Origin of the sequence: Saccharothrix longispora (assembly GCF_030852425.1) — a bacterium.
GTDB classification, from domain to species: domain Bacteria; phylum Actinomycetota; class Actinomycetes; order Mycobacteriales; family Pseudonocardiaceae; genus Actinosynnema; species Actinosynnema longispora.
In genome coordinates, this window is sequence record NZ_NSDM01000012.1 from 271,613 (window position 1) to 295,037 (window position 23,425).

Consider the following 23,425-nt stretch of genomic DNA (forward strand, 5'->3'; position numbering starts at 1 on the left):
CGATCCAGCGTAGGACGCCGCTACACCGCCATCACCGGCAGGACGGCCACCCCGTGCCGCAGCGCGACCTGCGTGTACGAGGCCGCGTCACCCCGGGGCAGCCGCACCCACAGCGTCTGGCCGCCCGGCGCCGGGTCGAACGCCCAGTCGGGCGGCTCCCGGCGCAGCCCGGCGGCGAGGTGGTCGTGCCGCTCCCGCAGCAGCGCCACCCGGCGGTCGCGCACCGCGTCGAAGCCGGTCAGCAGCTCGGCCGCCGCGAGCTGGTCGAGCACCGACCCGCCCAGGTCGTGCACGGCCCGGAACCGGGCCAGCCGCTCCACCAGCGCGGGCCGCGCGCGCACCCAGCCGGTGCGCAGCCCGCCCCACACCACCTTGCTCAGCGAGCCGACGGTGATCACCTCCGGCGCGTGCGCGGCGGTGGCCTCGACGGGCCCGGCGAAGGCGAGTTCGGCGAGCACGTCGTCCACGACCAGCGGCACCCCGGCCCCGACCGCGGCACGCGCCAGCCGCCGCCGCTCCAGGGCGGGCATCGTGGTGCCGACCGGGTTCTGCACGGCGGGCATGACGTAGGCGAGCGCGGGCCGGTGCCGGGTGAGCGCGTCGGCGAACGCCACCCCGTCGCCGGCGGGGGAGTGCCGGACGACCGCGGCGGCCTCCCGGAGCAGGTCGAGCGCGCCGGGGTACGTCGGTGCCTCCACCAGCACCTCGTCACCCGGTGCGACCAGTGCCCTGACCAGCAGCGCGAGCGCCTGCTGCGCGCCCGTCGCGACCAGGACGTGCGCCGGGGTCGTCGGCACGCCCAGCGCGGTGTACCGGGCGGCCAGGGCGGCGCGCAGCTCCGGTTGGCCCAGCGGGTGGTGGCCCAGGTCGGGTCCGCCGAGCCGGTCGAGCGCGCGGCGGTGGGCCTCGACGTACTCCGGCGGCGCCCACAGCGGGCCCGCGCAGGCCGGCTGGAGGACGCCGTCCGGCGGTTCCAGCAGGTTGACGAACATCGGGTTGGCGGTCCGTCGCGGGCCGCGTCCACCGCCGGGCGCCACCCACGTGCCGCTGCCCCGCCGCCGGACCAGCCTGCCCTCCTCGCGCAGCAGGTCGTAGGCGGCGACCACGGTCGTGCGGCCGACCGCGAGCCCGGCCGCCGGCGCCCGGTCCGGCGGCAGCGGCGTGCCCGCGGGCAACCGGCCCTCGTCCACCAGCTCGCGCAGGCGGCAGGCCAGCAGCAGGTGCAGCGGGCCCCGACCCGCCGACCAGCGGCCGAGCCGCCCCGCCGGGTCGTCCACCGGTATCGGCCTCATCGGCGGACCAACCCAGCGGTATTGGCGCTGTCGCCCCGACCCGCCGGCCAGCACGATCGGCACATGCGACCGGAGACCCGCCTCGTGCGCACCGGAATCCCCCGACCCGCCGGCACGCCCCTGACCGTGCCCCTGTACCAGACCTCCGGGTTCTCGTTCGACGACCTGGAGACCTTCGCCGACGGCATGGGCAGGCCGGACGGCGCGTTCGTCTACACCCGGATGGGCAACCCGACCGTGCGCGTGCTGGAGGACGCGGTCGCGGACCTGGAGGGCGGTGCGGCCGGGCTGGCCGCCGCCTCCGGCATGGGCGCCATCGGCAGCGTGCTGCACGGCGTGCTGCGGACCGGCGACCACGTGGTCGCCCAGCGCGACCTGTACGGCGGCACGCACGCGCTGCTGCGCGACCTGGCGGAGCGGTGGGGCGTCACGGTCACCCGCGTGTCCGGGCACGACCCCGACGAGCTGCGCGCCGCGCTGGGCCCGCGCACCCGGCTGCTGTACCTGGAGACGATCGCCAACCCCACCGGGCACGTCAGCGACCTGGCGGCGCTGGCCGCCGTGGCGCGCGAGGCGGGCGTCCTCGTCGCCGTGGACAACACCTTCGCCACGCCCCTGCTGTGCCGCCCGCTCGAGCACGGCGCGGACGTGGTGGTCCACTCGACCACGAAGTACCTGGCGGGCCACAGCGACGTCATCGGCGGGCTCACCGTGTTCGCCGACGCCGCGCTCCACCGCGAGGTGTGGGAGCACGCCGTGTCGGCGGTGCACTGGCCGGGGCTGCCCGACCAGCCCGGCCACGAGGTGGCCGGCCGCCTGCTGTCCGGGTGCGGCGGCACGTTCTCGTTCGACCTCGTCGGCGGTCGCGCGGCCGGGGAGGCGTTCGTCGGCGCGCTGCGGCTGGTGAAGCCGGCGCCGTCGCTGGGCGGCACCGAGACCCTGGTGCTGCACCCGGCGCGCACGTCGCACCGCCGGCTGGACGAGGCCGAGCTGCGGGAGGCGGGCATCGCGGGCGGCACGATCAGGCTCTCCGCGGGCGTCGAGCACGTCGACGACCTCTGGGACGACCTGGCGAACGCCCTCCCGTAGGGCTCAGCCCGGGGCCAGCGCCCGGCGCAGCCGGCCGATCGCCACCTCGCGGCGCGGGTCGGCGCGCGGCAGCAGGCGCACCAGCCGTTCGAGCACCTCGACGTCCTCCGACACCAGGCCGAACGCCCACAGCGCCTCCGCGTCGCCCCGGTCCAGCACGCCGCGCCGCACGGCCGCCGCCAGGTCCTCGCGCTCCTCGCGCACCACCGGCGCCTCGGACCGGGGCAGCAGCTCGCCCCGGTACGCCGCCGCGACCGTCGCCACGTCGCCCTCCGCCAACGCCTCGCGCACCGCGAGGAAGTCGCCGCGCACGTCCGCCGACAACCGGTACGGCCTGGTCGGCAGCACGCCGCGGAGCCGGTCGCGGAGCCGGTGCAGCTCGGCGCGCACCGTCGTCGGGTTGCCGCGCTCGCCGTAGACCCGCAGCGCCAACTGGTCCGCGGTCAGCCCCTTCGGGTGCAGCGCCAGCGCTAGCAGCAGTTCCGCGTGCCGCAGCGACAGCGGCAGCTCGCGCCCGTCCAGCGAGGCCGAGGCCGAGCCCAGGAACCGCAGCACCAGCACGGGGCTCCGGTCGCCCCCGCGCGGCACGCGCAGCAGGTAGCCCTCCTCCAGCGGCTCCAGCCGCGCCTCCCGCCCGTCCGCCAGCCGCACCCGGTCGCCGGACACGTCCACGCGCGTGCCCAGGGCCTCGCCCGACGACGAGGCCAGCACCCGTCCGCTGGGGCTGAGCAGCGCGCCCGGCTCGCCGCGCAGGGCCACGAGGTGCCGCATCCCGGTGGCGCGCAGCCGTTCGTCCCGCGCCTCCTGCCGGACCCGCAGCTGGCCCTCCGCCAACCGCGCCGCCGCCGACACCAGCGCCACCACCGCCGGGTGCACGCTGGTCAACGGCCCGCTCACGTCCACGACGCCGATCGTGCGGCCGGTGTCCGGGTCGCGCACGGGGCTCGCCGCGCACGTCCACCCGTGGTAGGTGCGCACCAGGTGCTCGGCCGAGTGCACGGTCACCGACCGGCCGAGCGCCAGCGCCGTTCCCATCGCGTTCGTGCCGATCGCGGCCTCGGTCCAGCACGCGCCCTCGGCCAGCCGCACCCGCTCGGCCAGTCCGCGCACCGACGCCTTGCCCTCGCACCACAGGACGTTTCCGTCCGCGTCGGTGATCAGCATGACGTGCTCGGCCTCGTCGGCGATGCTCACCAGCGTCTCGCGCAGCAGGGGCAGCGCCGCCGCGAGGGGGTGCGCCCCGCGCAGGTCGGCCACCTCGGCGCGGTCGAGCACCACGGGCGCCTCGTGCCGCTCCGGGTCGACCCGCGCGGCCAGCGAGCGCCGCCACGACTCGACGATCAGCTCTCGCGCGCCGTGCGCCCGGTCCCCGCCCAGCACCAGCTCGTGCAGGTGCGCGAGTCGTCGCGGGTCCGGTCCCATGGGCGCCTCCTCGATCCAGGATGACTGTCCATCGACACGCCGGGCAAGCCGATCGTCGATCCGTCCGGGTGCAACGCGCTTGCAACGTGGGACCGCGCACGCTCCACGCCACCACCAACGCGGGAGGCAGACATGGCGAGGTACGCGGCGCCCGGGCAGAAGGGCAGCGTCGTGTCGTACCGGGACCGGTACGACCACTTCATCGGCGGCGAGTACGTGGCCCCGGCCGAGGGCGGCTACTTCGAGAACCGCACCCCGGTCACCGGCGAGGTGTTCACCGAGGTCGCCCGCGGCACCGCCGAGGACGTCGACCGCGCGCTGGACGCCGCCCACGGCGCCGCGCGGGCGTGGGGCCGCACGTCGGCCGCCGAGCGCGCGAACGTGCTCAACGACATCGCCGACCGGATCGAGGACCACCTCGAAGCCCTCGCCGTCGCCGAGACGTGGGAGAACGGCAAGCCGATCCGGGAGGCGCTGGCCGCCGACCTGCCGCTGGCGGTGGACCACTTCCGCTACTTCGCGGGCGTCGTCCGGGCGCAGGAGGGCGGCATCTCGCAGATCAGCGAGGACCTGGTGGCCTACCACTTCCCGGAGCCGCTGGGCGTGGTCGGCCAGATCATCCCGTGGAACTTCCCGCTGCTCATGGCCACCTGGAAGCTCGCGCCCGCGCTGGCCGCGGGCAACACCGTGGTGCTCAAGCCCGCCGAGCAGACCCCGGCGTCGATCCACGTGCTGATGGGCCTCATCGCGGAACTGCTGCCGCCCGGCGTGGTCAACGTCGTCAACGGCTTCGGCGAGGAGGCGGGCAAGCCCCTCGCGTCCAGCAGCCGCGTCGCCAAGGTCGCGTTCACCGGCGAGACGTCCACCGGCCGGCTGATCATGCGGTACGCGAGCGAGAACCTGGTCCCGGTGACGCTGGAGCTGGGCGGCAAGAGCCCCAACATCTTCTTCGACGACGTGGCGGCGCGGCGGGACGCGTTCTACGACAAGGCGCTGGAGGGCTTCACCATGTTCGCCCTCAACCAGGGCGAGGTGTGCACGTGCCCGTCGCGGGCGCTCGTGCAGAGCGGCATCTACGACCGGTTCCTCGCCGACGCCACCGAGCGCACGAAGGCGGTCAGGCAGGGCCACCCGCTCGACACCGCGACGATGATCGGCGCGCAGGTCAGCCGCGAGCAGTTCGACAAGGTCATGTCCTACGTCGAGGTCGGCAAGCGGGAGGGCGCGCGCCTGGTGTGCGGCGGCGAGCCCGCGGACCTCGGCGGCGAGCTGTCCGGCGGCTACTACGTCACGCCCACGATCTTCGAGGGCGACAACAAGATGCGGGTCTTCCAGGAGGAGATCTTCGGCCCGGTCGTCGCGGTGACCCGGTTCGACGACTTCGACGACGCGGTGAAGACCGCCAACGACACGCCGTACGGCCTGGGCGCGGGCGTGTGGTCGCGCGACGGCGGCGTGGCGTACCGGGCGGGCCGGGAGATCCAGGCCGGCCGGGTGTGGGTGAACAACTACCACGCCTACCCGGCGCACGCGGCGTTCGGCGGCTACAAGCAGTCCGGGATCGGCCGCGAGAGCCACCGCGTCATGCTCGACCACTACCAGCAGACGAAGAACCTGCTGGTCAGCTACTCGCCGGACGCGCAGGGCTTCTTCTAGGAGCGGGAGGGGGAGCCGGCGCGGACCGGCTCCCCCCCGGCGTCACCCCCGCCAGGGCACCTGCGGGTGGCGGTGGTAGTTCACGCCCTGCACGTCCCACCGCTCGCCCTGCGCGGCCAGCCGGACCCTGAACCCCTCCCAGTCGTGCGTCGACCACGGCGACCAGCCCAGCTCGGCGATCGCGGGCAGGCGCGGGAACGCCATGAACTCCACGTCCGCGGAGTTCGTCAGCGTCTCGCTCCACAGCGGGGCCTCCACGCCGCGCACCGCCTCGGCGGGCAACCCCTCGACGTACGCGCCGGGGTTCCAGTCGTAGGCGTCCTGCACGTCGGTGTACCCGGCCCAGGACAGGCCCAGCGGCGTGCTCGCGTCGTACTTCATGTCCAGGTACGCCTTGTTGGCGGGCGACAGCACGACCTCGTTGCCCCGCGCCGCCGCCTCGACCACGTCCGGCGCGGTGGTCCTGGTGCCCCAGAACTGCGGCACCGCCGACGCGGGCGGACCGGCCTTGACGAACTCGTGCCAGCCGGTGGCGACCTTGCCGTGCGCGGCCACCAGCGGCAGCACCCTGTCCATGAACAGGTCGTAGTCCGGGTCGGTGGTGGCGTGGGCCTCGTCCCCGCCGATGTGGACGTACTTCCCCGGCGTCAGCGCGGCCAGCTCGCGCAGCACGTCGTCCACGAACCTGTACGTGATGTCCTTGTCGATGCACAACGAGCTGAAGCCGACCTCGATGCCGGTGTAGAGCGGCGGTGCGACGCCGTCGCAGTTCAGCTCCGGGTACGAGGAGAGGGCGGCGTTGGTGTGGCCCGGCATGTCGATCTCCGGGATCACCGTGATGTGGCGTGCGGCCGCGTACGCCACCAGGTCCCGGTACTGCTCCTGGGTGTAGAACCCGCCGGGGCCGCCGCCGACCTCCGTGCTGCCGCCGTGCGCGGTGAGGTTCGGCCAGCTCTTGATCTCCAGCCGCCAGCCCTGGTCGTCGGTGAGGTGCAGGTGCAGCCGGTTGACCTTGTAGAGCGCGATCTGGTCGATGTACCGCTTGACCTCGTCGGGGGAGAAGAAGTGCCGGGCCACGTCGAGCATCGCGCCCCGGTGGGCGTAGCGCGGGTAGTCCAGCACCCGGCCGCCGGGGGCGGTGAACGGCCCGCGCTGCTTCGTCCTCGCCTCGACCTTCGCGGGCAGGATCTGGCGGAACGTCTGCACGCCCGCGAACAGGCCCGCGGCGGTGCGGGCGCGGATGACCACGCCGAGCCGCGTCACGTCGAGCTGGTAGCCCTCGTCGCCGACCCTCGGGTCCGCGCCGGCGAGCAGCAGCGTGATGCCGCGGGCGGACGCGCCGGGCACGACGGGCAGCCGGTAGCCGGTGGACGGCCGCAGCACGCCCGCGAGGAACTCGCCGACCTGCTCGGCGCCCGCCGAACCGGGGTGGGTGTGGATGCGGGTGTCCGCGCCGAGGGTGAAGGTCACCCCGGGGCGGGGGGTGGCGCTGACGGGGGCGGGCACGATGTGGCGCAACGGGTTCTCCGGAGCTGCGTGGGCGGGCGCCGCCGCGCCCACCGCGCCCACGACCAGCAGCGCGACGAGCGCTCGGCCGAGCCCGCGTCGTCCGGAACCTGCTCTCGGCAACCCTGACGTCCGGGTCGTTGATCTGCTGGGCAACTGACGACCTCCTGGCCGGTGCGGATCACGGGCGGCGGCCCAGTCACCGTTTCAGCCGCACCAGGAGGTGTCAAGGTCCAGACCAATTCAGGAGAGCTTCGGCTTCCCGACGCCCCGCCACACGACGGCGAAGCGGTCCTCCACCCGTCGGGCCAGGCCGTCCTCCAGGCCGTGCAGCACGCCGAAGGTGAACCCGTTCTCGCCGTCCAGCTGCGCCTTCGCGCCCAGCTCCCGCAGCACCGGCCGCGCCACCACGCTGTCCTGGTGCTCGCCCAGCAGCGTCTGCACGTCCTTGACCTGCTTGCGGTACTTCTTCGCCCGCTTGCCGAACGCCGGCTCGGCCACCTCCACGGAGTACCGCAGCCGCTTGGCCGCCTTGCGCGCCTCGTGCAGGCCCGTGTCGTCGGTCGCCTCCGCGACCCGCTCGGCCAGCCGCCGGTGGGTCTTCGCGACCAACCCCGGCAGCACCTTCCCGGCCTTCCCGCGGCCCAGCGGCGTGACCGGCGGGTCGGCCAGCAGCGCGTCCACCGCGTCCAGCAGCGCGAAGTACCGCGCGCTGTCCAGCGCGGCCACGGACGCCTCGTGCGCGGCGGCCTCCAGCGGCGCGAAGTGCCGGGTCAGCTGCGCCCGCACGGGACCGAGCACCAGATCCGGGTCCAGCTCCGCCACCGCGTTCTCGAAGCGGTCGCGCAGCACCTCCAGGTCGCGCGCGTCGCCCAGCACGCCCGCGAGCCACTTCAGCTCGTCGGTCAGCGCCCGCGTCCGATCGCGCTCGACCACCGCGCCGAACGCCTGCAACGCGCTGCGCATCCGCCGGGTCGCCACCCGCAGCTGGTGCACGGCGTCGTCCTCGCCGCGGCGCACCCGCGGGTCCTGGTGCCGCAACGCCTCCGCCTGCTCCCGCACGTAGGCGAGGACCACGTCGGCCGCGCTCGTGCCCCGGACCGGGGCGGGCGCGGCCGGCGCGAGGCGGTCGGCCAGCAGCCGGGTCAGCTTCGCCGACGACGTCGACCGCCTGATCCCGGCCTCGGACAGCCGCGCCTCGACCCGGTCCAGCAGCGCCGCGTCGCCCCGGTCGCCCAGCTCCACCTCGATCTCGCGCCACGAGTCCGCGGTAGAGCCGTCCGCCACCGCCTGCCCCGACACCAGGTCCTCGACCACCTCGGCGAGCAGCTCGCCCTTGGCGTCCACGAGCTGCCAGCGGTGCCGCGTGGTCCGGATGCGGGCCACCGGCGACAGCTCGTTGCCGCGGGCGTGCACCTGCACCAGCGAACCCAGCTCCTTCGGCGGGTGCTTGGCCGCCCGGCCCGGCGGGAGCCGCACCTCCTCGCGGGTGTCCACGCCGACCGGCAGCTTCAGGTGCCAGCCCGCGTCGTCACCCCCGGTGCGCCGGCGCAGCGTCAGCCCCGCCCGCGCCAGTCGCAGGTCCTCCGTGTCGTAGTAGACCGCCTCCAGTCGCAGTTCCTCGGGCCCCGCCACAGCGGTCACGCCGGGCAGGCCGGTCAGGTCCGGCAGCGCGGTGCCGCCGGGAGCTTCGTACTTGCGTTCCGTCTCTCGCACCGACGTCGACATGCACCAGGCATACACCGATCGGCCGCATTTCACGCGTCATGACGGTGCGTGACGGCGCGTTGACCGAAACGGTGGGAGTCGACAGCCCGTCCGCGTGGTTTTCCGGTTCCGTACCTGGACAGGGGCTGGCGGTGCGGTTGGCTGGCGGTGTGGCCACCGAGAAGGAACGGCTCGACGAGATCGAGCCGACAGTCGCCGACCTCGTCGCGAACACCAAGATGGTGATCGACGAGGTGAACCGGTTGGGCGCGCGCCTCCAGGTGCTCGAACGCAGGCTGGCCGGCGCCGGCTCGGGCCCGGACGAGGACCTCGACGCGGTCACCGGGATCACGGAGATCGTCGAGGCGCTGCGCGCCGCGTGGGACGCCGAGCAGGAACTGCTGGCCGACTCGGTCCGCGCGGACCTGCGCGCCGAGGTCGCCGAGTACGAGTCGCTCAAGGAGCAGTTGGACGCGGGCCTGGCCCGGCTGGCGTCGGGCCGCATGCCGCGCTTCGAGCGCGACGCCCTCCAGCACGAGGTGCAGAACCTGGAGTGGCGCGTCAACGCGCAGGAGTTCAGCGCCGCCACCGCCGCGCAGCGGCTGGCCGCCGACGAACTGGCCGCCGAGGAGCCGTGGCGGGCCGAGGCCGTGCTGGCCGGTGAGAAGGCGCGCCAGGAGGTCGTCGACACCGCCCGTCGCCGCCTGGAACGGGCCCTGGCCGCGGACGCCCGACTCCCCCTGTGGTTCCGCGTGGGCCTGGGCGAGATCACCAGCCCCGACCCGACCCAGTGGGTGGAGGCCGCCGTGGCCCTGGTCGCCTACCGCCTGGAGTACGCCGTCACCGACCCGATCTCACCGCTGGGCGAGGTCCCGTCGGCCTCCTCCGGCTTCGCCGCCTGGGTCCGCCGGGCCGAAGCGCACACCGACATCGTCGACCAGCTGGAAACCCTCCGAGCCTGACCGGGAGTCCACCCCCGGGTCGCGAGAGTCCGACGCCCAGGCTCGATGAGTTCTACGCCCGGGGTTCTCGCGACCCGGGCGTCGGACTCTCGGGGTCAGCAGGTCTTGAGCATCGTGGCCAGGGCGTCGCGCTCCGCCTCGTCCACGGTCAGCGAGTACAGCGTCTTCACCGACACGACGGCACGCGCGTAGGTGCACCAGTACGACTCCGCCGGTGGCTTCCACTTCGCCGCGTCCTGGTCGCCCTTGGAGCGGTTGCTGCTCGCCGTCACCGCGATCAGCTGCAACCCGCCCAGGTCGTTGGCGAACTTCCCGCGCTCCTCGTCGGTCCACTTGTCCGCGCCCGACCGCCACGCCTCCGCCAGCGCCACCGTGTGGTCGATGTCGAGCTTGCCCGCGTCCTCCACCACGACCCCGTCGTACGGGCTGGTCCACGTCCCCGACGTCGCCTTGCACGCCGAGTCGGTCCGCACGTCGGTGCCCTGCCGCTGGAGCACGACCTCGCGCGTGTCGCACGAGTCGCCCTGGCTGCTCCAGTGCGGGAACCGGTCGCGGCTGTAGCCCGTCATCTTCCCCTCGGGCGCCACGGTGAGCGCGGCCAGCTGCGCGGCCGGGTCGTCACCGGGCGCGGCCGGTCCCGAGGTCGGCGCCCCCGTCGGCGAGGGCGGCTCGGAACCCTCCTCCCGGGTCAGGAAGTAGCCGATCACGATCAGGACGATCAGCACCACGACGCTGCCCACAGTGGTCGTCCGCTTGCCGCTCATGCACCCAATGATCAGTGATGAACGGCGTCACGGGAACACCGGGCAGGACACGTTCCTGACAATCGCGGGCCGCTGGGCGCGTTCGACGGCTGTTCGACGGGGCGGGCCCGGCTTCAGGGCCGGCTCGTCAGGTAGCCGCCCATCGTCGTGAAGTACTCCGTCGCGCCCAGCTCGCGGCCGTCCTCGGTGCGGACCTTCTTCACCAGCAGCGCTCGGTTCTTCCCGCGCCGCGCCAGGGCGCCCGCCACGATCGCCACGCCGTCGCCCTCGCGGTAGAAGATGCGACCGGGGGTGCCGCCGTAGCACTCCCTCGACACCTCGGCCTGCACGATCTCCAGCCGCTTGCCCTTGTGGAAGCAGAACGCGCTGGGGTACGGCGCGCACTGGGCCCGCACGAGCCGGTCCAGCTCGGCGGCCTCCCACGTGAAGTCGATGCGCAGGTCCTCCTCGGCGCGCTTGTGGAAGAAGCTCGCCTTGGAGCGGTCCTGCTTCCGGAAGTCCGTGCGGCCCGCGGCGATCTCGGCCAGGCCGTCCACGGTGATCGGCCCGAACAGCTCCAGCGTCTTGTGGAACAGGTCCGCCGTCGTGTCGCGCGGGCCGACGGGCACCGACCGCTGGAGGACGATGTCGCCGGCGTCCAGCGTCTCGTCCATCATGTGCGCGGTGACGCCGACCTCCTTCTCGTCGTTGATCAGGGCCCAGATCAGCGGCGAGAAGCCCGCGTAGGCGGGCAGCAGCGAGTCGTGCACGTTCAACGTGCCGTGCTTCGGGAGGGTGAAGATGCGCGGGGGGATCCAGGTGCGCCAGTTCGTGGCGACGATGACCTCCGGCGCGATCTCCTCGAGGCGCTGGAGCAGCTCGTCGTCGTCCGGGCGGTTGCGGACGATCGTCTCCACGCCGTGCTCTGCGGCGAGGTCGGCGACGGAGTCGCTCCAGATGCGCTCGTAGGCGTGGTCGCTCTTCGGGTGGGTGACCACCGCGACCACCTCGTGCTCGGAGTCCAGCAGCGCCTGGAGCGTCCGGTGGCCCCAGGTCTGGTAGCCGAACATGACGACCCGCATGGGTTTCTCCTTAGTATCGCCTAAGTTATCCAACCCTAACCTAACTTGGCGTGAGCTAGCCTCAGCGGGTGATCCTGGACCTGAAGTTCGTGCGCGGACGGGTCGTGACCATGGACCCGGCCCACCCGGTGGCGTCCGTGATCGGCGTGTGGGCGGGTCGGATCGCGGGGTTGGACGACGACGTCGCGGACCTGCCCGCCCGGCGCGTGGTCGACCTCGGCGGCGCCACCGTGCTGCCCGGCTTCATCGACGCCCACAACCACCTCGCGTGGGCCGGCCGGGCGTCGCGCACCCTCGACATCTCCGCGTGCCGGACGGTCGCGCAGGTCGTCGACCTGCTGCGGGTCGCCACCCGGTCGTCGGACTGGCTGGAGGTCGCGGGCTACGACCACCGCACGCTCGACCGCCCGCTCACCTCGCGCGACCTCGACCGGGCCGGGACGCGGGTCTACGTGCAGGACCTGTCCGGGCACGCGTGTGTCGTCAGCTCCGACGTCCTGGCCGTGCTGCCCGGCCACGTGCTGCGGGACGCCCCGCGCGGCGACGACGGCGCGCCCACCGGGTTCCTCGCGGAGGGCGCGCAGACCGCCGTGCGCGCGTTGCGGCTGCCCTACTCGCTGGACGACATCGCCGCCGACGTCGAGCTCGGCGCACGCCAGTGCGCCCGCGAGGGCGTCGTGCTCGCCGCCGAGGCGGGTGTCGGCGGGGGGCTGATCGGCAGCAGCCCGCTGGAGGTCGAGGCGTACCAGCGGGCCGCGCTGCCGATCCGGGTCCAGCTGATGGTGTCCGCCGACCGCCTCCAACCGGTCGCCGCGCACGCCGACGACGGTGTCCGCCGCGCCGTGCCACTCGGCCTGCGCACCGGGTTCGGCGGCGACTGGCTGTCCATCGGCCCGCTCAAGCTGTGGACCGACGGCGGCATGATCGCCCGCACCGCCGCCCTCACCTGGCCGTACGAGGGCATGGACACCGCCGGCCAGCTCCAGGACGACCCCGACCTGATGCGCGCGGCGATCCTCGACGGCCACACCGCCGGGTGGCAGCTCGCCGTGCACGCCATCGGCGACCGGGCCGTCGACTTCGCCCTCGACGCCCTGGCGGACGCCCAGGCCGCCCACCCCCGCCCCGACGCCCGCCACCGCATCGAGCACTGCGGCCTGGTGCGCCCGGAGCAGCTCGACCGCATCGCCGACCTGCGGGTGATCCCGGTGATCCAGCCGACCTTCCTGCACGCCTACGGCGACGACTACTCGCGCGTCATGGGCCCCGAGCGGGCCCCGTGGATGTACCGCGGCCGAGCCTTCCTCGACCGCGGCATCACCGTCGCCGGCAGCTCGGACCGGCCGGTGGCCGACGGGGCCCCGCTGCGCGCCATCCAGTTCATGGTCGAACGCCTGTCCGGCAGCGGCCTCCCGGTGGGGCCGGACGAGGCCGTCACCGCCCGCGAAGCCGTCGCCGCCTACACCACGGGCGCCGCCCGCGCGTGCCGGGTCGAGGACCGCCTGGGCACGATCACGCCGGGCAAGCTCGCCGACCTGGTCGTGCTCGCCGACGACCCCCTGACGTGCGACCCGGCCCGGATCGCCGACATCGACGTCCTCGCCACCGTCGTGGGCGGCACCTTCCCCCACGACCGGGCGGCCCTCGCCCGCTGACGACCTGCCCGGATCGGCCTCAGGCGCTCATCCGCCAGTGCACCACGTACCCGGCGGCCTCGGCCGCGATCAACGCGTCCAGCTTCGCCAGGTTCGTCCGCCGCGACATCCGGAACGCCCGCCCGCGCCGCGCGTCCAGCACCAGCGGCGTCGCGCCGGGCAGCACGTCCGCCATCGTCTGCTGCATCACCCGCAGCGCCACGTTCGCCGCCTCCTGCGTCAACGGCGCCTCCTTGACGTACACCGTCACCGCGGCCCGCGACCCGTCCGGCGCGATCAGCCCCAGGTGCGGCCGGACCCGCAGCGTCAGGTCGCCCGCCTGCCACCGCGCCGCGCCCGTCGGCACGCCCGTCGCCCGGGTCGACCGCAGCCACGGCACGAACCCCTCCCGCACCTCCTCGAACGCCCGCGCCTGACCGGACCGGCCGTGCTCGTGCGCCGCCGCCACCGCCTTCTCCAGCTCCGCGGCAGGGTCGGGAGAGTTGGCCGCGCGCCGTATCGCGTCGCGCACGGGGTTGTAGAACCCGGCCACCCACTGCTCCGAGGACAGGTAGATGCGCCGCTGGTCGGACACGATGCTGATCCGGCCCCGCTGGCCGCTCATGGCGTACTCGGTGAAGGACAGTGCGGTCACGCTGATCGGCTCCACGACAGGCTCCCCTCGCGCGGTCGAACTCGTGTTCGATTCTACCGGCGGGGTCCGACGAAAACGGCCTGCGAACGGGCTACCCCCGGACCCTCGCGAGCAGCGGTCCCAGCTCCGGGTCCTCCGCGATCTCGGCGAAGGTCGCGACCAAGGTCTCCTCGTAGAACGAGGACGCGGTCGCGTGCACCTCGCGCCCGGCCGCCGTCAGGCAGCCGAACACCCCGCGCCGATCGGTCTCGCACACCACGCGCTCGGTCAGCCCCGACTGCTCCAATCAGGTGATGAGCCGGCTCACCGAACTCTGGTTGAGCCCGACCGCCCCGGTCAGCTCCTGCATGCGCAGCTCGCCGTCCGGCGACCCGGCCAGGGCGGACAGCGCGTCGAACTCCGACATCCCCAGGCGGAACCTGCGCCGGAGGGCGCGCTCCAGGTCGGCGTCGACCCGGTCGTGCAGCGCCCGGAGGTCCGACCAGGTGGCGCGGACGGACAACTTCGACCCCCTGGGCGACGGGTGCGGGGGCCCATCGTAGGTCGGTCCACCACCCCGCGGGTCGCGGTCGGGCCCACGGCCTAAGCTGCGGCCGGGGAAGGGAGCCGAGCGTGCCCGAGCGACCGGACATCGACCTGACCAAGCCCAGCGCCGCCCGCGTCTACGACTACTACCTCGGCGGCGCGCACAACTTCGCGGTCGACCGCGAGATGGCCGAGCAGGCCATCCGCATGTGGCCCGAGCTGCCGCTGATCATGCAGGCGAACCGGGCCTTCCTGCGGCGGGCGGTGCAGCACTGCGTCGAGCGCGGCGTGACCCAGTTCCTCGACCTGGGCTCCGGCATCCCCACCGCGGGCAACGTGCACGAGGTCGCCCGCGCCGCCGACCCGGGAGCGCGGGTCGTCTACGTCGACAACGACCCGATCGCGGTCACCTACAGCCGCACCATCCTCGGCGACGACCGGCAGACCGCCGTCGTCCAGGAGGACCTGCGGCGACCCGCCGACGTGCTGTCCTCCCCGCAGGTGCGCGACCTGCTCGACCTCTCCCGCCCGGTCGTCGTGATGATGGTCGCGGTGCTGCACTTCGTGCCCGGCGACGCGACCGGGGTCGTCGCCGCCTACCGCGACGCCGTGCCGCCGGACAGCCTGCTGGTCGTGTCGCACGCCACCCACGACGGCCAGGACCGGCAGGCCGACGAGCACACCGACCTGTACCGCCGCCGCACCGCCACCCCCATGACCATGCGCACCAAGGCCGAGGTCGAGGAGCTGTTCACCGGCTTCGACCTGGTCGAACCGGGCGTGGTGCACCTGCCCCTGTGGCGGCCCGCGTCACCGGAGGACGTCGGCGAGCACCCCGAGCGCGTCGCCGGCCTGGCCGCCGTGGGCGTCAAACGCCGGACGAACGGCCCGGTTCCCACCTTCGAGTGATCGAACAGCCCGCTGACCTGTCGATGTCGTAGTTTCGAGACCTGGCAGGTGCGGCTGCCACCGAGGCTCCTCCTGACCCGGTTGGAGCGAGTGCCTCCAGAGCGCGTCCGACGGCGGCGTGCCCGCATCCCCACCGACTCCCGCGATCCGGCGTGCCCGGACCGCGGTGGCGCCGACCGGGCGGCGGCCGGAGGTCCCTCGTGCTGACAAGCTCCGATCTGCGCAAGCGCTGCCGGTGCACCGGCGAGACGCCGAACGAGGTCCGCAGACAGCGCGGCGGCGGCGACCCGGGTCCGCTCGTGCCCGTCGCCGGTCCGGGTCAGCAGCGCTTCGAGGCCGGGATGCTCCAGGCGGTGGTCCGCGCCATGGCCCGCATGCGGCGGCGCGGCCACCCGCTGCGCCCGACGGCCATGGTGGACCGGGTCCGGCTGGACGCCGGCACGGTCGGCCTGCGCGTGCACGACACCGCGCTCGACCACCTGCTCGCGGAGGTGCTGCCGGTGCTGTCCGGCGACCGGCTGCGCGGCGTCCCCGGCGTGCGCGCCCACCCCGGCCGCGACCACCTCGACCTGCGCGGCCCCGACGGCGGGCTGCGACTGCTCGGCGTCACGCGGAAGCGCTGGCGACAGGCCGTCGAGGCGGGCCTGCCCACCAGGGCGCCGGACACCGGACCCGACCGGCGCACCTCGTGGCCCACCGCCGTGATGAGCGGCGTCCTGCGCAGGCTCCCGCTGTGGCGCGGCGCGGCGTGGCTCGACGGCGTGGTCGTCGGCGACGCGCTGGAGCTGTACTGGCGCAACGGCCCGCCCGCCGAGGCGGTCGCCGCGATCCTGACGCGTTCCGCCTGCGCGGTCCCCGGCGCGGCGGCGCGGCCCTACGCGTTCCGCGACGCCGTGCGCGGCGTGGCCCTGACCGAGTGCGCCGAACCGGCCGGGCGGGTCGACCACCCGGACCCGAAGTGGGCGTGGGACCTGTGGCTCGCCACCACCGCGCCGGGCGGCGCCGTGCACGAGCGGGCCGTCCGGCCGGTGCGCCCCGCGGCCGACCTGCCGGACGTGTGGGAGCAGCCCGAGATGCGCGCCGCGCTGGCCCTGCGCCGCATGGACGCCGTCTACCGGCTGCTGCTGCGCCACGGCGTCACGCGCCACCGGCTCGCCACCCTGACCGGCCAGTCGCCGCGCGAGGTGGACGACGTCCTGGCGGGCGGCCGGGTCGAGTCCTACGACGCCCTGGCCGGCATCGCCGAAGCGCTCGGCGTGCCACCGGGCTACATGGGCCTGGCCCACGACGAACGCCCCGTCCACGACGAGCCGTGCCACTGCGAGCACCTCGACGAGCGCACCAAGCGCGACCGCTTCCTCGCCCACGCGGCCCTGGTCACGGTCGGCGCCGACCTGCCGACGTGGGGCTGCCGCACCCCGGTGTGCCGCTCGAACCCGCCCCGGTGACCCGGTGCGGGCCGACCACCGGCCGGCCCGCACCGCGCGGACTAGCCTGCGGCCTTCTCGCCGTCGAACAGCCGCTCCCGCACCCGCTCCTCCTCGGTGACCTCGATCCGGCGCACCGCGTACCGCAGCATCGGCGGCGCCATCAGCGACGTGACCACGGCGACCAGCACGACGATCGTGTACCCGGCGGTGGTCAGCACCCCCAACCGCAGGCCCACCATCGCCACGACGACCTCGATGACGCCGCGGGCGTTCAACCCGGCCCCGAGCGCCAGCCCCTCCCAGTGGCTGAGCCTGCTCAACCGCGCGCCCAGGTAGGCCCCGACGAACTTGCCGAGGATCGCGATGACCAGCACCACCACCGCGGCCAGCAGGACCGGGGGCTTGGCCAGCTCCGTCAGGTCCATCCGCAGGCCGGCGGTGGCGAAGAAGATCGGCGCCAGCACGCCCATCACGAACGTCCGCAGCGGCGCGATCTTCTGCCGGTCCAACAACCCGGAACTGCTCAGCAGCACGCCCATCACGAATGTCCCCAGGATCGGCTCCAGGCCGAGGGCGTGCGTGCCCGCCGCCGAGGCGAACAGCAGCAGCGCCACCACCGCGACCGTGACGGCGGGGTCGTCGGACCTGTTGGCCCGGGTCAGGCCGAACTTCACCACGGGACGCCCCAGCAGCAGGGCGACCGCGAGCACGCCGACGAGGCTGCCGATGGTCAGCGCGAGGTGCCCGGCCCGCATGCCGGTGGTGGCCATGGCCGACACGACCGACAGCAGCGACCAGCCGACGACGTCGTCCACCGCGGCGGCGCTGATGGTGAGCTGCCCGATGTTGCGGTGCAGCAGCTTCATCTCCAGCAGCGTCTTGGCGATGACCGGGATGGCGCTGACGCACATCGCGACGCCGAGGAACAGCGCGAACACCAGTCGCTCGCTGCCCCCGGCGACGAGGGACTCGGGCAGCACCATGCCCACCGCGACACCCAGCCCGAGCGGGATGAACAGCCCGCCGGCGCTGACCCAGGCCGCGGTGCGCCCCTTGCGGCGCACCAACCCCATGTCGACGTGCATGCCGGTGAAGCCGACCAGCATCAGCACCCCGAGTTGCCCCACCGCGTCCAGCAGGTGGATCTGCGCGGCGTCGGACGGGAACAGCCAGTTCGACAGAGGGGGGATGACGTGCGCCAGCAGGGAGGGTCCGAGGATCACGCCCGCAGCCAGCTCACCCACCACCGCGGGCATGTTGAACCGGGCCGCGAGCTTGCCCAGGGCGAAGGCGACGCCCAGCAGCACGGTCAGCTGCAGCAGGAAGACGAGCATCGGGTGCGCGGCGATGGGCGTGGGTGGTGCGGCGAGCACGATCATCCTTAGTCCTCCCCGGCGAACGAGACCTGCCTCACGACCTTTCGCGCATCCGGGGGCGTCGCGAAAGCCAAAAGAGAGCACTCGCATCGTCTTGCCGAACCGAGCGGCCGACGGGAGTTGACAGGCGGGAGGTGACAGGCGGCGGGGGAGACCGCGCCGCCGCGCAGGGGTGGAGCGGACCGGGCGTGTGTGGGCCGATCCCGACCGGAGACCGGCCCCACCGCCATCAACAGCGCTTGCGCGCCCCCGGCAGGATTCGAACCTGCGACCTCGGGATTAGAAGTCCCTCGCTCTCTCCACTGAGCTACGGAGGCTTGAGGGGCTGGTGACCACGCGGTGTAGCAGCGTAGCCGCCCCACCGGACACATCGTCCGGAAGACGTCCGGTGTTTCCGTCCAGGCGTCGGAAGCGTGATCAAGACGGGTGTAAAGTGACCCAGATCACGGTTTGGGGGCCGTGGAGGCCCGCTGGACGAGTGAAACACCGAGTCTCGTCGGCTCGTCCGGTCTGCCCCCGTCGAGCAAGCGGAGCGCCAGTTCACCCGCCCGGCGGCCCTTCTCGGCCAGGGGTTGACGCACCGTGGTCAACGGTGGGTCGGCGTGCTCTGCCGCGGGGACGTCGTCGAAGCCGATCACCGACACGTCGTCGGGCACGCGCAGGCCCAGGTCGCGCACGGCCTGGAGGGCGCCGAACGCGAGTTCGTCCGACATGCACAGCAGCGCGGTCGGCCGGGTCGGCGACGAGAGCAGTTCGCGCGCGCCCTGCCGGCCGAGTTCGCGGCTGCTGCGGGCGCACTCCCACACCGGTGCGCCGTGCCCGACGACGTCGAGGTAGCCCTGCAGCCGCTCCGTGGTGACGCGGAACGGCGACGTCGCCGCGCGCTCCGGCGTCACGCGGCCGCCGCGGCCGTCGGGGTGCAGGGCGAACGCGACCACGCCGACGTGCCGGTGCCCGAGCGACCGCAGGGACGACGCGGCCAGCCGCGCGCCGCCGGCGTCGTCGACCTCGACCCGCGCCGTGCCGTCGAGGACGGGCTGGTCGATGACGACCAGCGGCAGCCCCCGGACGCGCACGGCGTCGAACGCGGGCGCGTCGGAGGGCAGGGAGTAGGCCACCACGACGTCGGCCTGGGCGCGGGCCACGGTCTCCCTGCGCGGACCGCCGCGGTCGCGGCCGGGCATCAACACCAACGTGTGGTCGTGGCCGTCCACGGTCGAGGCCAGGCCGTCGAGCACCACCGACAGCGCCGGATCGGAGAACGAGGCGGACAGTTCCTGTCCGAGCATGAACCCGACGGCGGCGCTGTGCCGGGTCGCGAGGCTGCGCGCCACCGGGTCGGGGCCCGCGTAGCCGAGGGTGGCCGCGGTCTCCAGGATGCGCTCGCGCAACGCGGCGGACAGCTGGTCGGGCCGGTTGTAGGCGTTGGACACGGTCGCCCGCGACACGCCGACCACGCCGGCCACCGTGTCGAGCGTCGGCTTCCGAGGGCGGTCCACGCGCTGAGCGTAGCCAGGTAATCGAGTGGAAGTTCTGAAGCGCTTCAGACACACTGGCCCGCATGCCCACGCCACGCCTCGCCGTCTTCGCGGTGTTCCTGTTCAACGGGGCGCTGTTCCTGTCCTGGGCGGCCCGCATGCCCGCCCTCGCCGCGCAGGTCGGCGCCACCGAGGCCACGCTCGGCCTCGCCCTGCTCGGCGCGAGCCTCGGCCTGGCGCTGACCGCGCCGTTCGCCGCGCGCGCCTGCGCCCGGGTCGGCGCGCGGAACCTGGTCGTCGTCGGCGCGGTGGTGACCGTGTTCGCCGTGCCCTCCCTCACGCTGGCCGCGTCACCGCTGCACCTGGGGCTGGTCCTGTTCGTGCTCGGCTCGTGCAACGCGATGCTCGACGTCGGCATGAACGTCGCCGCGGTCGCCGTCACCCGCGCCCTGGACCGGCCGCTGATGCCCCAGTTCCACGCGGGGTTCAGCGTCGGCGGTCTGGTCGGGTCGCTGGGCGCGGCCGCCGCCGCGAGCGCCGGCTGGGGCCTCACCCGCCACCTGCTCACGGCCGCCGTCGTCGGCGCGGTCGTGGTGGCCTGGGTGGTCAGGGCCGTTCCCGGCGCGACCGGCGAGGCGACCGCGCGGCCGGCGGGCGACCGGCCCGTGCTCACGCGCCCGCTGCTGTGGCTGCTGGCCGGCGTGACGCTGTGCTCGGCGATCGCCGAGGGCGCGGCGTCGGACTGGTCGGCCCTGTTCTTCGTCACCGAGCGCGGGCTGGACGAGGCCGCCGCGGCGGCGGGGTACGCGGGCTTCTCGGTCGCCATGGCCGCCGCCCGCCTGCTCGGCGAGCCGGCGCAGCGCCGCCTCGGGCCGCACCGGCTGCTCGCGGCGGGCGCGGTCGTGGCGTCGGCCGGGTTCGCGCTGACCGTGCTGGTGCCGGTGGCCGCGGCCGGCTTCGTCGGGTTCGGGCTCGCGGGCCTGGGCCTCGCCTTCGCGTTCCCCGTGGTCATGGACCTCGCGGGCGACGCGGGCAAGCGCGCCGACGGCACCGGCGGCGAGCGGGAGATCGGCCTGGTGACGACGGTCGCCTACACCGGTTTCCTGGCCGGTCCGCCGCTCGTCGGCGGCATCGCGCACGCGAGCAGCCTGTCGGTGTCGCTGGGGTTCGTGTCGGTCGTGATCGCGCTGATCGTCCCGGTGGTGTGGCTCGCGCGCCGGTCCCGCGACCGCGAGTTCACGCGTTCGGGAGCCGGTTCAACCCTGCCCTGAGCAGCGGTTGCATGGTGGCGATCATCTGCTCGTCGACCCCGCCGGGCTGGGCCATCGCCACCAGGATGCTGCGGTTGGCGTTCACCGCCAACGTCGCCGTGCACGTCATCTCCTGGCCGCTCAGGTCGCAGTACACCCAGGTGGAGTGCCCCTCGACGACGACCTCGTGCCCCCGCTCCTGCCGCTGCCGCACCTGCTCGTACTTCTGGTAGAGCGCGGCGACGACCGTGCGGCCGGCGGGCGTGCCGTCGTCCAGGACGTACTGGCACGACTCCTGGATCACGTCGTCCTTGCGCGCCGGCTCCTTCCTGAGCGGCCCGATGGCCTTGAGGTCGTCGGCGCTGAGCAGCGAGCACGGCTCGACCCCGACGACAGTGCGCGGCCGGGCGATCCTCGGCGCGCCGCCCCCGCCCGCCGGCGTCGTGGTGCCCGCCGTCGACGTCGTGGCGTCGACCTGCGGCAGCGCGTCGCCGTTGACGGTGTAGCTGCACCCGGCCGTCACGATCAGGGCGAGGGCCAACGCGGGTGCCGAGCGGGAGCTGGTCACGTCGGGCAACGGTAGCGGGTGTGATCTGCGCACGTCCGGCGGTTGGTCGAGCGCCACCCGGGCCGCCTAGGCTCGTGTCGTGCCCACTGAAGCGCCCACCAGAACCCAGCGCACCGGCCTGGTCCCCCTGCTGGCCGTCGGCGCGACGATCGCCGCGCTGATCGCGGCGGGACTGCTGGCGGTCACCGGCGACGACCGGCCGGGGCTGATCGTCGTGCGCGTGCTGACCGAGTCGGCCGCCGTCGTGACGATCGGGTCGCTGCTGCTCGCGGCGTTCCTCGTGCCGCCGCAGGGCAGCGGGACGCTCGCCGCCGACGGGTACGCGGCCCTGCGCACGGCCGGCTGGGCGGCGCTGGCGTGGACGGCGGGCGCGGTGGCGTCGGTGCCGTACACGGTGGCCGACGCGCTGGGCCAGCCCGTGTCGGTGCTGCTGGAGCCGTCCGTGCTGTTCCGGGTCGCGGGCCTGGTGGAGCAGGCGAAGGCGTGGATGATCACCGCCGTCCTGGTCGCGCTGCTCGCGCTCGGCTGCCGCCTGGTGCTGTCCTGGGGCTGGACCTCGGCGCTGTTCTTCCTGTCGGTGTTCGCCCTGGTGCCGGTCGCGGTGACGGGGCACTCGTCGGGCGGCGGCTCGCACGACGTGGCCACGAACAGCCTGCTGTACCACCTGGTCGCGGCGGCGCTGTGGGTCGGCGGCCTGATCGCGCTGCTCGCGCACGGCCGTCGCGGCGGCGACCACCTGGGCCTGGCCACGTCGCGGTTCTCGAAGCTCGCCCTCGTGTGCTGGATCGTGATGGCCGTCTCCGGCGTGGTCAACGCCTACGTGCGGCTGCCGCTGGACCAGCTGTTCGGCAGCGACTACGGGCTGCTGGTGCTGGGCAAGACGGTGGCGCTGGTGGTGCTCGGCGTCGTCGGGTACTTCCAGCGCGAGAGGGGCGTGAAGGAGGTCGTCGCCACGGGCTCCGGGCGGTCGCTGCTGCGGCTCGCCGGCATCGAGGTACTGCTGATGTTCCTCACGCTCGGCCTGGCGTCGGCGTTGAGCCGCACGCCCCCGCCGGTGGAGGGGAGGGCCCTGCCCAGCTCGGTGGAGCTGAAGATCGGCTACGACCTGTCCGGCTCGCCCACGCTGGCCCGCACGCTGTTCGACTGGCGGTTCGACCTGGTCTTCGGCACGGTCTTCCTGGCGCTGGCCGCGGTCTACGTGCTGGGCGTGCTGCGGCTGCGCAAGCGGGGCGACGCGTGGCCGGTCGGCCGCACGGTGGCGTGGGTCGCGGGCTGCCTGACCGTGGTGTTCGCCACGTCGTCGGGCCTGGGCCGGTACGCGCCCGCCATGTTCAGCGTGCACATGGAAGCGCACATGCTGCTGTCCATGCTGGCGCCGATCCTGCTGGTGCTGGGCGGTCCGGTGACGCTGGCGCTGCGCGCGCTGCCGACCGCGGGGAGGGGCAACCCGCCGGGGCCGCGCGAGTGGCTGCTGGCGTTGACGCACTCGCCGGTGGCGAAGCTGCTGACCAACCCGTTCGTGGCGCTGGCGCTGTTCGTGGGCTCCTTCTACGGCCTGTACTTCTCGGGCCTGTTCGACGCGGCCCTGGACTACCACTGGGCGCACCTGGCGATGAACGCCCACTTCATCCTGGTCGGCTACGTCTTCTACTGGCCGGTGATCGGCATCGACCCGTCGCCGAACAGGCTGCCGCCGCTGGGCCGGCTGGGGCTGCTGTTCGCCTCGATGCCGTTCCACGCGTTCTTCGGCATCGTGCTGATGAGCTCGCAGACGGTGATCGGCGAGGACTTCTACCGCTCGCTGGCCCTGCCGTGGGTGCCGTCGCTGCTGGAGGACCAGCGGCTGGGCGGCGGCATCGCGTGGGCGGCGGGCGAGGTGCCGCTGGTCGTGGTGATGGTGGCGCTGCTCGTGCAGTGGGCCCGGTCGGACGGCCGCGAGGCCCGTCGGTCGGACCGGCGGGCGGACGCGGACGGTGACGCGGACCTCGCCGCGTACAACGCGATGCTGCGCAAGATGTCCGGGAAGAACGACTAGAGCGGCCCGCGGGCCGCTCCTCCGCCGAGTTGTCCACAGGCCGCCGAGTTGTCCACAGTTCGCCGACTCGCCCTGTCGCACCGCCTCCACCAGCGGCAACCTGGTC

General features: G+C 74.1%; 20 protein-coding genes and 1 tRNA gene. 8 read left to right on the forward strand and 13 right to left on the reverse strand.

The features are described from left to right. Positions 1-20: 20 nt before the first annotated feature. Positions 21-1,292: an aminotransferase-like domain-containing protein gene (locus CKY47_RS26770; protein WP_306749003.1), complete on the reverse strand. Its 1,272-nt coding sequence runs from the start codon at positions 1,290-1,292 to the stop codon at positions 21-23. 63 nt (positions 1,293-1,355) lie between these two features. Between CKY47_RS26770 and CKY47_RS26775 the strand changes: the two genes are divergently transcribed. Further along, a complete protein-coding gene (locus CKY47_RS26775) occupies positions 1,356-2,381 on the forward strand; it encodes a trans-sulfuration enzyme family protein (RefSeq protein ID WP_306749004.1) in 1,026 nt (341 codons plus the stop codon). Between the two features lie 3 nt (positions 2,382-2,384). Here the strand turns inward: CKY47_RS26775 and CKY47_RS26780 are convergent, their stop codons facing one another. After that, complete coding sequence (locus CKY47_RS26780) at positions 2,385-3,803, reverse strand: GAF domain-containing protein (RefSeq protein ID WP_306749005.1); 1,419 nt, start codon at positions 3,801-3,803, stop codon at positions 2,385-2,387. 132 nt (positions 3,804-3,935) lie between these two features. Between CKY47_RS26780 and exaC the strand changes: the two genes are divergently transcribed. After that, positions 3,936-5,459, forward strand: coding sequence for an acetaldehyde dehydrogenase ExaC (exaC, locus tag CKY47_RS26785; protein WP_306749007.1), 1,524 nt, complete (start codon positions 3,936-3,938; stop codon positions 5,457-5,459). 42 nt (positions 5,460-5,501) lie between these two features. Here the strand turns inward: exaC and CKY47_RS26790 are convergent, their stop codons facing one another. Continuing rightward, entirely contained in the window at positions 5,502-7,088 is a 1,587-nt protein-coding gene (locus tag CKY47_RS26790; protein ID WP_306749008.1) for a beta-N-acetylhexosaminidase, read from the reverse strand. A gap of 120 nt (positions 7,089-7,208) precedes the next feature. Then, the gene (locus CKY47_RS26795) at positions 7,209-8,681 is read right to left on the reverse strand and encodes a CYTH and CHAD domain-containing protein (protein WP_306749010.1); all 1,473 of its coding nucleotides are present in this window, start codon (positions 8,679-8,681) and stop codon (positions 7,209-7,211) included. A 161-nt stretch (positions 8,682-8,842) separates the two neighbouring features. Here CKY47_RS26795 and CKY47_RS26800 point away from each other — a divergent pair, with 161 nt between their 5' ends. Then, positions 8,843-9,634: a hypothetical protein gene (locus CKY47_RS26800; RefSeq protein WP_306749011.1), complete on the forward strand. Its 792-nt coding sequence runs from the start codon at positions 8,843-8,845 to the stop codon at positions 9,632-9,634. 95 nt (positions 9,635-9,729) lie between these two features. On the opposite strand, the gene CKY47_RS26805 is transcribed toward CKY47_RS26800, so the two are convergent. Further along, complete coding sequence (locus CKY47_RS26805; RefSeq protein ID WP_306749012.1) at positions 9,730-10,398, reverse strand: HNH endonuclease family protein; 669 nt, start codon at positions 10,396-10,398, stop codon at positions 9,730-9,732. 113 nt (positions 10,399-10,511) lie between these two features. Next, a complete protein-coding gene (locus CKY47_RS26810) occupies positions 10,512-11,459 on the reverse strand; it encodes a methionyl-tRNA formyltransferase (RefSeq protein WP_306749014.1) in 948 nt (315 codons plus the stop codon). Between the two features lie 68 nt (positions 11,460-11,527). Here CKY47_RS26810 and CKY47_RS26815 point away from each other — a divergent pair, with 68 nt between their 5' ends. After that, positions 11,528-13,114: an amidohydrolase gene (locus CKY47_RS26815; RefSeq protein ID WP_306749016.1), complete on the forward strand. Its 1,587-nt coding sequence runs from the start codon at positions 11,528-11,530 to the stop codon at positions 13,112-13,114. A gap of 19 nt (positions 13,115-13,133) precedes the next feature. Here CKY47_RS26815 and CKY47_RS26820 read toward each other — a convergent pair whose 3' ends face one another. The 3 genes from CKY47_RS26820 to CKY47_RS26830 form a co-directional block, all read right to left on the reverse strand. Further along, complete coding sequence (locus CKY47_RS26820; RefSeq protein ID WP_306749017.1) at positions 13,134-13,763, reverse strand: hypothetical protein; 630 nt, start codon at positions 13,761-13,763, stop codon at positions 13,134-13,136. A 76-nt stretch (positions 13,764-13,839) separates the two neighbouring features. Continuing rightward, entirely contained in the window at positions 13,840-14,034 is a 195-nt protein-coding gene (locus CKY47_RS26825; RefSeq protein WP_306749018.1) for a winged helix DNA-binding protein, read from the reverse strand. Then, a complete protein-coding gene (locus tag CKY47_RS26830; protein ID WP_306749019.1) occupies positions 14,035-14,250 on the reverse strand; it encodes a winged helix DNA-binding protein in 216 nt (71 codons plus the stop codon). Positions 14,251-14,360: 110 nt separating this feature from the next. Between CKY47_RS26830 and CKY47_RS26835 the strand changes: the two genes are divergently transcribed. Further along, a complete protein-coding gene (locus CKY47_RS26835; RefSeq protein ID WP_306749020.1) occupies positions 14,361-15,182 on the forward strand; it encodes an SAM-dependent methyltransferase in 822 nt (273 codons plus the stop codon). A 200-nt stretch (positions 15,183-15,382) separates the two neighbouring features. Then, complete coding sequence (locus tag CKY47_RS26840) at positions 15,383-16,630, forward strand: helix-turn-helix domain-containing protein (protein WP_306749022.1); 1,248 nt, start codon at positions 15,383-15,385, stop codon at positions 16,628-16,630. A gap of 41 nt (positions 16,631-16,671) precedes the next feature. Here the strand turns inward: CKY47_RS26840 and CKY47_RS26845 are convergent, their stop codons facing one another. The 3 genes from CKY47_RS26845 to CKY47_RS26855 form a co-directional block, all read right to left on the reverse strand. Continuing rightward, a complete protein-coding gene (locus CKY47_RS26845; RefSeq protein ID WP_306749023.1) occupies positions 16,672-17,991 on the reverse strand; it encodes a cation:proton antiporter in 1,320 nt (439 codons plus the stop codon). 241 nt (positions 17,992-18,232) lie between these two features. Next, positions 18,233-18,305: transfer RNA gene (locus tag CKY47_RS26850), tRNA-Arg, on the reverse strand. A 126-nt stretch (positions 18,306-18,431) separates the two neighbouring features. After that, complete coding sequence (locus CKY47_RS26855; protein ID WP_306749024.1) at positions 18,432-19,487, reverse strand: LacI family DNA-binding transcriptional regulator; 1,056 nt, start codon at positions 19,485-19,487, stop codon at positions 18,432-18,434. 62 nt (positions 19,488-19,549) lie between these two features. On the opposite strand from CKY47_RS26855, the gene CKY47_RS26860 reads away from it, so the two are divergent. Further along, positions 19,550-20,737: an MFS transporter gene (locus tag CKY47_RS26860; protein WP_306749025.1), complete on the forward strand. Its 1,188-nt coding sequence runs from the start codon at positions 19,550-19,552 to the stop codon at positions 20,735-20,737. Here the strand turns inward: CKY47_RS26860 and CKY47_RS26865 are convergent. After that, entirely contained in the window at positions 20,703-21,284 is a 582-nt protein-coding gene (locus tag CKY47_RS26865) for a DUF3558 family protein (RefSeq protein WP_306749026.1), read from the reverse strand. The genes CKY47_RS26860 and CKY47_RS26865 overlap by 35 nt on opposite strands. Before the next feature lie 79 nt (positions 21,285-21,363). On the opposite strand from CKY47_RS26865, the gene CKY47_RS26870 reads away from it, so the two are divergent. Further along, a complete protein-coding gene (locus CKY47_RS26870) occupies positions 21,364-23,319 on the forward strand; it encodes a bifunctional copper resistance protein CopD/cytochrome c oxidase assembly protein (protein WP_306749027.1) in 1,956 nt (651 codons plus the stop codon). Positions 23,320-23,425: the final 106 nt, after the last annotated feature.

Bases quoted from the DNA above. Each gene is read 5' to 3' on its own strand.
- CKY47_RS26770 (WP_306749003.1), bottom strand. From the start codon at position 1,292: ATGAGGCCGATACCGGTGGACGACCCGGCGGGGCGGCTCGGCCGCTGG.
- CKY47_RS26775 (WP_306749004.1), top strand. From the start codon at position 1,356: ATGCGACCGGAGACCCGCCTCGTGCGCACCGGAATCCCCCGACCCGCC.
- CKY47_RS26780 (WP_306749005.1), bottom strand. From the start codon at position 3,803: ATGGGACCGGACCCGCGACGACTCGCGCACCTGCACGAGCTGGTGCTG.
- CKY47_RS26805 (WP_306749012.1), bottom strand. From the start codon at position 10,398: ATGAGCGGCAAGCGGACGACCACTGTGGGCAGCGTCGTGGTGCTGATC.
- CKY47_RS26860 (WP_306749025.1), top strand. From the start codon at position 19,550: ATGCCCACGCCACGCCTCGCCGTCTTCGCGGTGTTCCTGTTCAACGGG.
- exaC (WP_306749007.1), top strand. From the start codon at position 3,936: ATGGCGAGGTACGCGGCGCCCGGGCAGAAGGGCAGCGTCGTGTCGTAC.
- CKY47_RS26845 (WP_306749023.1), bottom strand. From the start codon at position 17,991: ATGATCGTGCTCGCCGCACCACCCACGCCCATCGCCGCGCACCCGATG.
- CKY47_RS26810 (WP_306749014.1), bottom strand. From the start codon at position 11,459: ATGCGGGTCGTCATGTTCGGCTACCAGACCTGGGGCCACCGGACGCTC.